9 protein-coding genes and 1 tRNA gene are annotated in these 13,859 nt (G+C 49.8%); 4 read left to right on the top strand and 6 right to left on the bottom strand.

Annotated features, from left to right (window positions below; translation table 11 throughout):
* The first annotated feature begins 33 nt into the window (after window positions 1-33).
* Both ACKU35_RS08010 and ACKU35_RS08015 read left to right on the top strand, forming a co-directional pair.
* A complete protein-coding gene (locus tag ACKU35_RS08010) occupies window positions 34-1,194 on the top strand; it encodes an SGNH/GDSL hydrolase family protein (protein WP_319764804.1) in 1,161 nt (386 codons plus the stop codon).
* 39 nt (window positions 1,195-1,233) lie between these two features.
* On the top strand, window positions 1,234-2,538 hold the full coding sequence (locus ACKU35_RS08015; protein ID WP_319764806.1) for an amino acid permease: 1,305 nt from the start codon (window positions 1,234-1,236) through the stop codon (window positions 2,536-2,538).
* A 288-nt stretch (window positions 2,539-2,826) separates the two neighbouring features.
* Here ACKU35_RS08015 and ACKU35_RS08020 read toward each other — a convergent pair.
* Window positions 2,827-2,913: transfer RNA gene (locus tag ACKU35_RS08020), tRNA-Leu, on the bottom strand.
* A gap of 220 nt (window positions 2,914-3,133) precedes the next feature.
* Between ACKU35_RS08020 and ACKU35_RS08025 the strand changes: the two genes are divergently transcribed.
* Window positions 3,134-4,174, top strand: coding sequence for a hypothetical protein (locus ACKU35_RS08025; protein ID WP_319764808.1), 1,041 nt, complete (start codon window positions 3,134-3,136; stop codon window positions 4,172-4,174).
* A gap of 2 nt (window positions 4,175-4,176) precedes the next feature.
* Window positions 4,177-6,639 (top strand): cytochrome ubiquinol oxidase subunit I, encoded by a 2,463-nt coding sequence (locus tag ACKU35_RS08030; RefSeq protein WP_319764810.1) that lies wholly within the window; start codon window positions 4,177-4,179, stop codon window positions 6,637-6,639.
* Between the two features lie 61 nt (window positions 6,640-6,700).
* On the opposite strand, the gene ACKU35_RS08035 is transcribed toward ACKU35_RS08030, so the two are convergent.
* From ACKU35_RS08035 to gcvH, 5 genes are all read right to left on the bottom strand, one after another.
* Window positions 6,701-8,266, bottom strand: coding sequence for a DEAD/DEAH box helicase (locus ACKU35_RS08035; RefSeq protein WP_319764812.1), 1,566 nt, complete (start codon window positions 8,264-8,266; stop codon window positions 6,701-6,703).
* A gap of 795 nt (window positions 8,267-9,061) precedes the next feature.
* Window positions 9,062-10,444: an FAD-dependent oxidoreductase gene (locus ACKU35_RS08040; RefSeq protein WP_319764814.1), complete on the bottom strand. Its 1,383-nt coding sequence runs from the start codon at window positions 10,442-10,444 to the stop codon at window positions 9,062-9,064.
* The gene (gene gcvPB / locus ACKU35_RS08045) at window positions 10,431-11,876 is read right to left on the bottom strand and encodes an aminomethyl-transferring glycine dehydrogenase subunit GcvPB (protein WP_319764816.1); all 1,446 of its coding nucleotides are present in this window, start codon (window positions 11,874-11,876) and stop codon (window positions 10,431-10,433) included. The genes ACKU35_RS08040 and gcvPB overlap by 14 nt, the downstream gene beginning before the upstream one ends.
* On the bottom strand, window positions 11,876-13,207 hold the full coding sequence (gene gcvPA, locus ACKU35_RS08050) for an aminomethyl-transferring glycine dehydrogenase subunit GcvPA (protein WP_319764818.1): 1,332 nt from the start codon (window positions 13,205-13,207) through the stop codon (window positions 11,876-11,878). The genes gcvPB and gcvPA overlap by 1 nt, the downstream gene beginning before the upstream one ends.
* A gap of 90 nt (window positions 13,208-13,297) precedes the next feature.
* Window positions 13,298-13,678 carry a glycine cleavage system protein GcvH gene (gcvH, locus tag ACKU35_RS08055; RefSeq protein WP_319764819.1) on the bottom strand — a complete coding sequence of 127 codons (381 nt, stop codon included), beginning with the start codon at window positions 13,676-13,678 and terminating at the stop codon, window positions 13,298-13,300.
* Between the last annotated feature and the right edge of the window lie 181 nt (window positions 13,679-13,859).

Genomic DNA, 13,859 nt, shown 5'->3' on the forward strand with positions numbered 1-13,859 from the left:
ATAAGAATGCTTTACTTTTTGGGAAACTGTCAAATGGATTTTCTAAGCAGGGCAGTTAAAGAAGCAGGGCTTCCATCTACCTATCGGGTACTGGCTTCCCCGCTTACTTATAACAGCTCGCCCGGAATTATTCCTCATGAACTTGTTGTAATGGATGATAAGTTTGAGCTGGATAAATTTTATCATGACCGCAAGCTAGCACATCAATTTCAGCTGATAACGCCTCATGATACCGCTCCACAGCTTATCGTACTTAACCTTTTTCACGAGAACAGTCCGCTCTTTGTGAATAACGCATTGAAGTATATCTTTTTCATCAATCCCGAATCATGGAAGGAACATCCTGAACTGGAACAGTGGATGAAAAATGATTTCGGTATGATACAGCCAAATCCCAATGCTTACTTGAAGCGCTACCGGGAAATGCTCGGCAATCTGCGTGAACGCTTCCCCCAGGTTCCCATCATTGTTGTTTCCCGTTTATCCCACTATCCGGCATTCGGTCCGGACCCTTATTCTTATCTTGATGGTTGGTCCGCCCTGTGGCAGGCAGCCGGGGCTGTGATTAAAAATTGGGAAAGTGAACTTGCGAATCTGACTGTAGTTGAAATGGACCGCATATTCGGCGGCATATGGGCCGGTTCGGAGAAGCATATCGAAGCTCATTGTCCATTCCTCAAGTTCCAATTGACCGAGAATAACAACACGATCACCGGATTGCATGCCAGTCGCGATGTGGAGCATATCGGCTCCATGTGGCCTGTTCTGGCAGGGAAAATTGTGCAGTTTATGAATGAGAAACGCGTAACCTATTCCGAGGCGGAAACTGTTCCCGACGAGTGGCTTGAGCCGTGGCAACCGGAAAAATTTCCAGAGGATAAACTTATGGAAATGCTCTCTTCAGGAGCTAATTACCGCTGCGCACGGGCTGTCGGTTCTTTTTTTCTGGATCTAGGCAGGGATTACACTGATTTATTGGCCCGGACTGCGGAATTTACCCCGGTTTGTCACAACACATTACATATGATCAAAACGTATTCCCGTATCTGGCCCAACCCCGTCTTGGCGCATTGGTGTCAGGTACATAGAAATAACGCAGCCGCGTTTACAGCCAACGGGCCGCTTTACACTCAGGACTATCTTAATAGAATCGATGAAATAGAAAGGTTTGTTCTGTCAGATTTACAAATATAACATAGTTTCAGTCATCATAAGAAAAAGGAGAGTCAAGGATTGTTTTATTCCAATCTCATTGTTGTTCTTACCGTCATCATCGTGGGCGTTTTTTTACTTTTCTATCGCCCATTGACCAATTCCTCAGCATGGCGGGCCACAATCACACCACTGGCTTCGATCATGGGGTCCGGGTTTCTGGTTTGTGTTCCTCTGCTTTATACAAACGTGGGTAACTACGCAGTCTTGGCGATAACCGGTCTGCTTGTTCTGGCTTACGGGGTAGGGTCTGTCATACGCTTCAATATCCGCTATAGTGAGCCTTTGCTATCAGGCAACAGTTGCGCCTTACCGGTGAATGGGAACCATCATTCACGGCACGTAGCTCATTGCCAGAGCGCGCGAAAGGTTCAATCAGTTGGTCTTGCCAGCACGTTGGAACAGACATCGCACATCGTGCTGTCTGTTGCGTACTGCATTTCCGTGTCCTATTACCTGCAGCTCATGGCTGAATTCGGACTAAGCTTTTTGTCCTTGGATTCGGCCATGTTCGGTAAATGGGTGGTAACCATAACCCTTGTGTCTATCGGTGCGGTGGGTACAGCTCGAGGCCTTAAAGGCATCGAAAAGGTCGAGCGTGTCGTGGTAGGAGTCAATCTGGCTATGATAGCGGCCTTGGTGGCCGGTCTGATCTATTACAATGTACAGGCGAGCCTCGACGGAACATGGAAACTTCATCCCATCCCTTTTCCTGAAGATTCCTGGCATACTATACGGTTGGTAATGGGGATGCTCATCGTGGTTCAGGGGTTTGAGATATCCCGATTCCTCGGGGACGAACATCCGGCCGGAGAGCGTATCCGGACCATGCGGATAGCACAGCTCGTGTCTGCCGGGATTTACGTCGTATTCATTGGACTCATGGGCATAGTCATCAGCAAAAACGGGCTGAACAGTAACGCAGGAGTTACAGCGATTGTCGACTATTCATCAGCGGTTGCTCCAATACTTCCTTTTCTATTGACCATGACGGCGCTGGGTAGCCAGTTTTCTGCGGCTACGGCAGATGATGCAGGCTGTTCCGGCTTGCTCGAATCGATCTTCAAAGGCTTGATACCTATAAAATATAACTATGTGGTGGTGAGCACTTCTGCCATAATCATAACTTGGCTGACCGACGTGTACCAGATTATCAGCTATGCCTCACGTGCCTTCGCGCTTTTCTATGTACTGCAATGCGCTGTGGCAATACTGACTCTTCGCAAACTCAAATCCTCCCCTTTTCCCCTGGCTAGAGGCATATTGTTCGGCTTAATCGGCATACTCTGTCTGGGAGTGACGATCTTCGGTATCCCGGCTGGATAGTCAAACCGGAAAGTGGCGGGGTGCATACAACGTCACGAACTAAATTTAAAATTCCTGTCTGTGGTGCTGCGATTAGAGATGGGCTGAAAAAAGTGCCGATGGTTAATTCAGAGGGGAGTGCATTAAAATTTGCCTCCCCTTTTTTTTGTGTGGGTATCTTTTTACCCTGCGCCTTGGGATTTATGTAGTAAATATGGGTGATTATATTGTTGGCGAAATGATCTGATATTGTGCACAGGACAAAAAAAATAGGTGTCACAGCCATTTAGCTGTGACACCTGAGAAATATGGTGCCGAAGAGAAGACTCGAACTTCCACGGAGAAACCTCCACTAGACCCTGAACCTAGCGTGTCTACCAATTCCACCACTTCGGCACTCGGTAGAGAGGTTTGTATTTACTTAAGCGTAGTTTGGCAAGAACTTTTTTTGTTAAATCGTAAATAAGTCGTAAAAATAAAGTGCGATATTCCCCTCAGCGGTCTTTTGGTATGGGGAAAAGTGTATCAATTCGCAGATAAGGAGTTTATTATTGTGTCGACTGTTTTCTCCTGTTAAATATCTTTAAACCTGAAATCCAATTAGGGGGATTACTCAATGGACCCGTCTGCACTTGTGCCTGCAGCAATCGGAATTTCCGTTCATCCTGTCTGGCCTGTCGCTTTTTCAATCGTTGCGTTTTCTGCTCACCTGCTGCTAATGAATGCGGTTTTCGGTGGATCGGCAATCGTTTTTATTCACTCCCTTGCCGGGGGAACACCTGTATCGCGGAATATTTCCCGCAAATTACCGACTCTGCTGGCACTGGCCATTAATGCCGGAGTGCCTCCTCTTTTGTTTTTACAGGCTGTTTACGGGCAGTTCAGTTATGTCTCTTCTATCCTGATGGCTGTGTTCTGGCTGGCGGTCATAGCGGTTCTGATAAGTGGATATTACGCCATGTACATTCACAACTACCGCTATGAGAAACTGGGCGATTCCGGGCGCAAGCTGCTTATGTTCGGGGTTCTGTGCTCAATTCTCTACATTGCTTTTATGCTTTCCAATAAAATGACCCTGATGTTGCGGCCTGAGGTTTGGTCTGAATATTTCAGCGATCAGCATGGTTTTATTCTTAATCTGGGCGATCCTGTTCTTTACCCGCGTTTCCTTCATTTTGTTGTCTCCGCGCTGGCTGTGGGAGGGCTTTTCGTGGCCCTTGTAGGCAAACGTAAAGGTGAACTCCAGTTTATCGATACCGGCATGAAATGGTTCTCCCGCGCGACTCTGGTCAATGTGCTTATGGGAGTCTGGTTCCTGATGGCTCTGCCGAAGGATGTGATGCTTATCTTCATGGGGCAGGATTTGGCCGCCTCCATACTTCTCTGTGCAGGGATTATCGCTGTTCTGGCCATGCTCCATTCAGGATTCACTAAGAATGTGTACGCTGCAACGGCCGCAACTGTGTTCATTGTCCCGGTTATGGCAACCATGCGTCACCTCGTCCGTCAGAAATATCTGGAACCGTATTTTTCTCTGGATACCGCACCTGTCTCAGGTGATTGGAGTCCTGTCATATTATTCATTGTCTCGTTGATAGCTGGAGGGTTCTGCATCGTCTACATGCTGAAACTTATGGCTAAGGCTGAAAGGGGTTAATGATGGAATATCCGATTTGGCATTTGACTACTTTCGGCGGTGGGTTCTGGATCGCGTTAATTGCGACCATTCATGTATTCGTAGCTCAGTTTGCCGTTGGCGGAGGACTTTTTCTGGTGGTTACTGAGAAGCTGGCATACAAAACCGGCTCTGATGAACTGCTTGATTACGTAAAAAAACATTCAAAATTCTTTTTGCTGCTGACAATGGTTTTCGGCGGCGGCACAGGGGTTGCGCTCTGGTTCATCATGGCGTTGCTCAGTCCGCAGGGAACCCTCGTACTGGTCCGCGAATTCCTTTTCGCATGGGCTACGGAATGGGTCTGGTTTGTAGGTGAGATAATTGCGCTGCTCATTTATTATTACTACTGGGAGAAAATGAACCGGCGGGATCATCTAATTCTGGGCTGGTTTTATTTTATTTTCGCTTTTCTCTCTCTCCTGACCATCAACGGGGTTGTCTCTTTTATGCTTACACCCGGTCATTGGCAGGAAACCCGCAGTTTTTGGGACGCGATATTCAACCCTACATTCTGGCCGGCACTTTTTTTCCGCACCGCACTTTGCGCGATGTTGGCAGGGGCGTTCGGTTTTGTGACTGCCGCACGGATTAAGAGCAAGGATGTGCGCTGCATGCTGGTTCGTTTTTGCGGAATTTGGACCCTCACCGGATTGGTTCTCACAATTATTTCCGGTTACTGGTATATCGGTTATCTGCCTGCTGAACAGGCTTTACAGGTTGTCCATAAATCGCACCGAGTGGCTTTTTTCCTGCAGGTATTCAAATATACAGCCCCGATACTTCTTTTCGGTGGATTGTTCATGGCAATCTGTGCGCCGCGCAGGGTTAATTTCAGCTCGGCCATGGTTATGCTGATTGTGGCCCTGATTTTTTATGGTTCATTTGAATTTATCCGTGAGGCCGGCCGCAAGCCTTATGTTGTATGGGGCGAAGTCTATTCCACGAATATAACTGTGGAGCAGGCCGTTAAGCTGAAGGGTAAATCTATCCTGAAAAATGCCAAATGGGTTCCACAGGATCTGCGCGAAATCAATGAAGGGAATCGGCTCAGGGCCGGTGAATGGCTATATCAGATGGAATGCGCTCCGTGTCATGCCATTGATGGCCCTATGAATGACATCGTGCCCCGCACATCTACCTATACCACCGCCGGACTGGATGCGTTCATTTCCGGCATGGGCCGTATAAACAAGTATATGCCAGAATTCATGGGTATCGATGAGGAACGCACGGTCCTTGCGGAATATATCCACTCTCTCGGCTCCGGCTACGACCCCAAACTGATGGTCCCGGAAGAGTCTAAGATAGACCCCGCTCCTTTTAAAGCTGATCAGGAATATGTGCTGATGGCATGGCCTTTGGAAGGTTTGCGTCTGATCATCGATAAGGACCGGACCATGTCCATCTCTGACAAGGGAAGCATCGTCCGTGCCCAGCTTCTGATGCGTGGTGATCCGCCGGAGGTTGTGAGTGAGGACGTGAAGATTGTCTGCAAGCCTCAGGGAATGGAAAAATCGTTTGAGCTGAGCGCTGAAGACGGCTACTTCCAATCAGCTCCCATTGATGTATTGCCGTATACCAAGGAAGCCTACCGGCCCTTGCCTCCGGTTGATGTTCAGGCTTTTGATGCTGATGGAAAGCTTCTCGCAACCACCACTATAGTGCTTCCGGTATCAACCCGTCCGGGATGTAACAATTGCCATGGAGGCGGTTGGAATTTTCCGGGGCAGGGTGGATTTTCGGCCCAGACTGCGGCAAATATAGTTGCCGTTCATGACCGGGACAACAACACCGATTTTAAAGAAAGGTTTAAAAATAGTGAAGTAATTGACTGTCGATCCTGTCATGACGGTGAAATACAGCTGAAACTCTCCACGGCTTTGCACGGTTTTCACGCCGTTTATCTGTCCGGCAAATCAAATGACGCCTGCATGAATTGCCATCCGCAGGAAAGTCTGCGCGGAATTCATCTTGATGCGGGTATGGAATGCGTAAACTGTCATGGAAGCATGGAAGATCATGCTCTGGCCCTGCTCAAGGGAGAGCAGGAAAAAACCGGGGCGAAGGTTCTCATGAAACTGATATCACCGGTTGATTATGATCTGGAAGAGATCAATGCCCGCCAGCCTTGGGAACAGCAGCCGGATTGCTTGAACTGCCATGTTGAATATGCTGCTCCTGACTCGGATTCAGCTTTTAATAAATGGACCGAGGACAGTTCCGGGCTTTTCCGCAATCGCAAGGATGAAATGGAGGCCGTGATGTGCGCAGCCTGCCATAATGCCCCGCATGCGATCTTCCCCGCAGCTGATGAGCGCGACAATCTGCGCCCGCTGCAATACATGGGTGAAGCCCAGCCCATCGGAGCGGCCGGTACGTGTACTGTCTGCCATGAAGAAGATATGGACTATCCTGCCCACCACCCCGGAATGGGATTGGAATAGTAAACAAAAAAAAGGCCCGGCTCGAAGGTGATTCGAGCCGGGCCTTTTAAATTATTTAATACTAGCCTCTTCTCAACAAGGGTCTTTCTGACTGGGAAGCCCTGTTGACTGCGCGCATTACGTTGTCGGAATCGCCAGCGGGTACGGTGAAGGTGGACTGGCGTCCCTGAATCTTCACATGCTGGATGCGTACAGGGTTGATCCGTGCGCGACGGCAGATCATATCCACCAGTTTGCGAGGAGTCATGCCATGTGAGCGGCCTACATGAGCGGTGAAGCGAACACGTCCGCGGTTGGCAGCGGGGCCACCGCATTCTTCGATCTTGCGGTAACTGCGTTTATCGAGAACTCCACCCTGAGAATGTTTGAGCAGCGCGGCCACAGCCTCAACCGGATCAACATCTTCAAGCAGTTCATGAGCGAGGTCGAGATATGAAAGATGTTTGCCTGCTTCAACGATTTCACTGAGTTCTGCGCCCATGAGGGATTTTTTAACATCAATGACCTGATCGATGGTCGGCAGGGGTTTTTTCTCGACTTTGAGCTTGGTTATTTTAGTGATGTAACGCAGCTTGCCGAATTCGCGGGGGGAAATCAGGGTAACGGCGATACCTTTTTTACCTGCTCTACCGGTACGGCCTACGCGGTGGACAAAGCTCTGCGGGTCCTGCGGAAGCGCAAAGTTAACAACGTGGGAAAGATCCGGAACGTCGATACCGCGCGCGGCGACATCGGTAGCCACGAGAATCTTACAGCGGCGTTTGCGGAAACGCATAAGAATGTCTTCACGGCGGGCCTGTGAAAGATCTCCGTGAATGGGTTCTGCGGGGTAACCTCGTTCACCGAGGGCTCCGGCTACACGGTCGGCATCGGCACGGGTGCGGCAGAAAACCAGACCGTAAAAACCGGGCTGGGCATCAACTACGCGGCAGAGAGCTTCAAAGCGGTCACGCTCGTTTACTTCGTGGAAAATAAGTTCGGTAAGAGGTGCTTCGTCCTTTTCGCGTTTCACGGCAACTACATCGTAATCGCCCATAAACTTTTTAGCGATGCGCATGACTTCAGGAGGCATGGTCGCAGAGAAGAGCAGGGTGCGGTGTTCGTCACCAGCATTTTCCATAATCTCGGAAACTTCATCGAGGAAGCCCATGTTGCACATTTCATCAGCTTCATCGAGAACGAAGTTGTTGATCTGGGAAAGATTAAGAGTCTTGCGACGGATGTGATCCAGCACGCGTCCGGGGGTACCGACAACAATGTCGACGCCGCGTTTGAGGGCTTTCAGCTGCGGAAGCATGGGCTGTCCACCGTAGACTGTGGCTACAAAAATTTTGCGTTTACCACGGAAGGACATGATCTCATCTGCAACCTGCATCGCAAGTTCGCGGGTCGGAGTCAGGACAATGGCCTGAACGTGTCCCGCGCCTTCGCGTATATTTTCAATGATGGGCAGGCCGAAAGCTGCGGTTTTACCTGTTCCGGTCTGAGCCTGACCCACAATGTCTTTCTCGCCGGAAAGAAGCATGGGAATGGTTTTTTCCTGAATGGGGGTAGGAGCGGTAAAACCTTTTTTTTCAAGGGCTTCAATAGTAGCGTCGGAAAGGCCTAAATTTTTGAATTTTTCCATGATGTTATATCTCTCTAAATATATTAAATATAAAAGTTTTATTAAAAAGGGCAAAAAACATAGCACCGCGCCCCAGTTCTCAGCCGGGCGCGTGTTAGATTCCCATTTCAGCTATTCCGGATTTGTAAAATTCGGTCTGTATATTTTAAATCGCTGGCAAAAGTACAGCAATGCAAAGCAGAACGCATAATCAGCGTCTGGTTCGGGTATTCCAGTCTTGCGGAAAAGGGGTGAAAAAATAAAGCAATACCTGCCCCTTAAAAGCAGGGGCGGTTTGTAGCTACCGTAATTAATGTCCGGTATTTTTGGAGGGACCGTCCGGTTATCTCGATCTACAAAAGGTGGGTAAAAAACTCACAAAGGGCAGATCGTACTTTCTCCTGAAACAGCACGGCGAATTGCCTGCATAACTGGTCCCAATCTTCTAATTAGGTCTCAGGGGAATCGTCACATAAGGACGATGTACGAAACAGGTACACTGCCCTTGCAATAAAAACTTGGGTCTCTTTGGACCCAAAACAACCGGATATGGACGGACGTGAGAAGGATTAAGCATCGAAAGTGGATTGGGTCAAGTTTTTTCTTTGCAGCGGGATTTGTATTGTTTGTAAATAATTTTAGTCGGTACGGGTGCGGAATGGACTTTCTCGATGTCTTTCGTCCTGCCTGAATCAGGTGTAGCATACTTAAAAGGCCGTAATATCATGGAAGATATTACGGCCTGATTTATAATGTGACCATAGCTCTGAAAATGTAAGCGATCCCGTCAGAGACTACTCACAGTCTTACGCGGATTTATTTTTGCTCAGCTTTCAGGGCGCCTAAAAGTGCTTCGTCCAGTGAAGGATGCGGGAAAACAACTTTGTGGATATCGTCTTTGGTCCAGCCTTCCTGAACAATCATAGCCGCCGCGGTGGTGAAGCCGGCAACATGGTGTCCTACAGCGGTAATCCCGGCAACTTTACCATCAAGCCAGACCACTTTTACAAAGCCCTGCGTAGATGCATAGGCCTGTGCAATCGGGTTGGCGACCAGCGGGAAGGAGGAGGTCTTTACCTCGCCTTTTCCTTCGAGGTCTGTTGGCATGAGGCCAACGCGCATGGTTTCCGGGGAACCGTAAAGAATTGATGGGATGGGGCCGTGCTCATAGGGGCCGTTATCTTTACCGGAAATGCGGCGAACCACGTATCCGGCCTGATGGCTGGCGGCATGAGCAAGGAGAATCCTGCCGTTCAGATCACCGATAGCATAAACGTTTTCAGCGGCTTCAAGGTTTTCATTAACCTTGACGAAGCCGGGTCCGGCTGTCTCCGCGCCCAGAACTTCAAGGCCGAGGTCCGCAGAGTTGGGACGGCGTCCGATGGCGATAAGAGCCTTATCGGCTGAAAATTCTTCGCCGTCTTCCGTACGCAGAACCGCTTTGCCGTCTTCCGCTGTTACGGATTTGACCTTTACGCCGAGCTTGATGTTCCACTTGTGGCGTTTGAATACACCCTGCAAAGCTTTTGAGACTTCCGGATCTTCATAAACCGCAATGCGGTCAAGGGCATCCACAACGGTGATTTTGCAACCGGTGCGATGGGCGATCTGGGCCATCTCAAGACCGATAAATCCTGCTCCGATGACCAACAGCGAAGTGGGCATTTCGGTAAGAGCGAGGAATCCGGTGTTATCGAGGATGGTTTCGTTATCCGGTTCAAGTCCGGGGAAAACTGTGGGGTGGGAACCAGTCGCGAGAATCAGGTTTTTGTACTCCAGTACAGCCTGTTCTTCGGGGTGGGAAACTTCCACTTTACCCGGTTCAATCACCTTGGCCACAGCGGGGTAGATATCAATTCCAAGCTTCTTCGCTTTTTGCGCCATAGCCTTGCGGGTGGCTGCGATAAAGCGGTCTTTCTTGGTGCACAGGGCATTGAAATCAATCTCGATTTCACCCTTCGCAACGCGGGCTTTGGACTGGGCGGCAAGTTCTTCTACCGGAGAGGTTGCACCTAGATACATTTTGGTGGGAATGCAGCCCACATTCAGGCATGTACCACCGAGCAGGTCTTTTTCCACCAGCGCTACTTTGATGCCTTCCTCCGCAGCTTCAAGCGCCGCGTCGAACCCGCCCGGACCGGCTCCTACGACCACGAGGTCGTAGGAGCGTGATTCTTTGGGGAAACTATTTGATGTCATCAGTAATCACCATGGAACGTGCGGCCTTGGTTTCATCAAGCCTTTTTACGGACATGAGAACCGGTGCAGCCTGTAGCTGTTCGGGATTATTCTCCGCCATTTCCGCAATCTCAATGAGATCGTCAATGAAGCGGTCGATGGTTTCTTTATTCTCAGTTTCGGTCGGTTCGATCATCATGCATTCCTTCACGATAAGCGGGAAGTAGATGGTCGGGGCGTGATGACCTTTATCGAGCAGGGCCTTGGCTACGTCGAGAGCACGTACACCATTTTTAGCCTGTTCAACCACAGATGCGACGAACTCATGCATGCAGATACGGTTGTAAGGGATATTGTAATGCTCTTCCAGGCGCTTGCGCATGTAGTTTGCGTTAAGAACCGCTCCTTCCGTTGCACGGGTGAGACCTTCACGTCCAAGGCGGAGCATGTATGCGTATGCCTTTAGGTACACTCCGAAGTTACCGTAGAAGGGAGCTACATAACCAATGGATTTGGGGGCATCATAATCAAGGCAGTACTGGCCGTCTTCCAGCTTTTTAACGCGGGAAACAGGCAGAAAAGGCTTGAGTCTTTCGCTGACGCCGACAGGACCGGAACCGGGGCCGCCGCCCCCGTGAGGTGTTGCAAAAGTTTTGTGCAGATTAAGGTGTACAACATCAAAGCCTGCATCGCCGACTCTCATCTTACCCATGATGGCGTTCATGTTAGCACCGTCATAGTAGAGCAGGGCGTCTTTCTCATGGATCATTTTCACCAGTTCCGGCAGGTGCGTCTCAAAAAGTCCAAGGGTGTTGGGGCAGGTCATCATTACGCCTGCAACTTCATCATCCAGAACTTCAGCCAGTGCATCGGGAGTGATGATGCCGTCCTTGGATTCAACGGAAACAACCTCGTATCCGGCAACCGCAGCGGAGGCCGGGTTGGTACCGTGCGCAGAGTCGGGGCAGATGATCTTGGTCTTCTTGTTACCCTTGTCGCGATGGTATGCAGCTATGAGCATAACCCCGGTAAGTTCGCCATGGGCACCGGCCATGGGATGCAGGGTGAACGCGGCCATACCGGTAAGTTCGCTGAGCATGGACTCGGTTTCGTGGATAACTTCAAGAGCACCCTGACAATGGCGTCCGGCCCCTTTGAGCTGGGAAATGACCGGATGCAGATTTGCAAATCCGGGCAAGGCGGCTACCTGTTCGGTGAACTTGGGGTTGTATTTCATGGTGCAGGAACCAAGGGGGTAGAAATTGGAATCCACACCGAAGTTTTTCTGGGAAAGCTGGGTGAAGTGGCGGACCACGTCCAGCTCTGAAAGTGAGGGCATTCCAGCCTCTTCGCGGAGCAGTTCGGCGGGGATGAGGTCCTCTATTTTAGCCTTGGGCTCGTCAGGCCAGCAGCCTTCGCGTCCCGGAACGGATTTTTCAAAAACTGTCTTCATTAGATTGCCCCCCGCAGAATTTCGGCGAAGATGCCGATCTGTTCTTCAGTGGTCTTTTCGGTGCAGGCTACCAGCAGCACGTTTTCATACCCTTCGTAGTAACGTCCCACGGGAAAGCCGGGGATGATGCCGCGTTCGGTGAGAGTATCAATTACCTTAAAGGCATTGACCGGCAATGATATTGCGAATTCGTTCCCGTAGGGACCCTTGGTGAACATTTCAACGCCGTTGATGGCGGTGAGTCGTTCAGCCGCGTAGTGGGCGCGTTCCACGGAAAGTGTCGCTGTGCGGCGTAAGCCTTCTTCGCCCAGCAGGCAGAGATGGATAAGGGTCCGCAGTGCGCAGAGAGCCTGATTGGAGCAGATATTCGAGGTCGCTTTCTGGCGGCGGATATGTTGCTCACGAGCCTGAATTGTCAGTACGTAACCGGTCTTGCCGTCTTCATCTTCGGTGCGGCCGGCAATACGTCCGGGCATCTGGCGGACCAGCGCTTTGGAGCAGGTCATTATTCCGAGATAAGGGCCGCCGAAGGAGAGCGGCTGACCGATAGACTGTCCGTCGGCAACTGCGATGTCCGCTCCCATCTGTCCGGGGGTTTTCAGCACGGACTGCATAACCGGGTAGGTTGACATGATAGCCAGTGCCTTGTGCTCGTGCACGGTGGCGAACAGATCGGTGAAATCGTTTACAGAACCGAAAAAGTTGGGGTTCTGAACAATTATAGCTGCTGTGTCTTTATCAACTGCCGCAGCGATGGATTTTACATTGGTACGACCATGGTCGTGAGGCACAGTGACAAGTTCGAGATTCAGGTTGGTGGTGTAGCAATCAAGCATGACCCGGTAGATAGGGTTAAGTGATTCACTTACAATTATTTTTTTACGCCTTGTCTTGCGGACTGCCATGAGGGTTGCTTCGTAAAGAGCGGACCCGCCATCGTAAACAGATGCGTTGGCGTATTTCATGTCCATGAGCCGGGCAATAGCGGTCTGGTATTCAAAAATAGCCTGTAAGGTTCCTTGGGAACATTCCGGCTGGTAGGGGGTATAGGCTGTGTAAAATTCGCTGCGGGAGGAAAGAGCATCCACCGCTGCGGGAATGAAATGGTCGTAGAATCCTGCTCCGAGGAAGCTGGTCAGGTCCGTGGTGTTCTTTGCGGCCATCTTACCCAGCATGTCGAGAACTGCCATTTCGCTTTTGCCTTTGGGCAGGTCAAAGCTTTTAGGGCGCAGTTCAGCCGGGATCTCGGCAAAGAGGTCTTCCACGGAGTTTACGCCGATCACATCAAGCATTTCCCGGATTTCTTCCGGGGAATGGGGTACGTAAGGCATTTTGTCCTCCGGTATAAAAAATTACTTCCCCGCTGACTTAAGCGGTCGGCGGGGAAGTTTGTGTTCATTTATATTAAAGAGCGCTCCGGATTAATGGGCTTCTTCTTCGGTTACTTTTTCATAAGCTGCGGCATCAAGAAGCTGGTCGGTGGGACCGGTAATTTTAACCTTGATAAGCCACCCTTCATTATAAGGATCTTCGTTGACTTTTTCAGGCGCGTCTTCCAGCGCTTCGTTAACAGCGATGACTTCGCAATCAACCGGAACGTACATTTCACTGGCAGCTTTTACGGATTCAATGGAACCGAATTCATCGCCTGCTGCGAAAGTATCTCCTTCCTGCGGCAGTTCAACGAAAGTAAGGTCGCCGAGCTGTTCCTGAGCAAAATGGGTGATACCGATCGTTCCGTTTTCACCTTCAACCTTGAGCCATTCGTGAGATTTGGCATAAAGAAGTTCCTGCGGAATCATGGGGCCTCCTTCTATTCGTACTGAATTTTTATGTTTTACGACTTAGTGTCTACGTGAATAACTCACAACAGATAGCATTCCTGCTTAAGAAATAAAAGACTTCGACAGCCCTAATTTTCAGAAAATTATTCTGAAAAATTATCCATAAATTAAAATTTAATGATTTTATAATTTTGCACTG

The organism is Maridesulfovibrio sp., assembly GCF_963676065.1.
Classification (GTDB): Bacteria; Desulfobacterota; Desulfovibrionia; order Desulfovibrionales; family Desulfovibrionaceae; genus Maridesulfovibrio.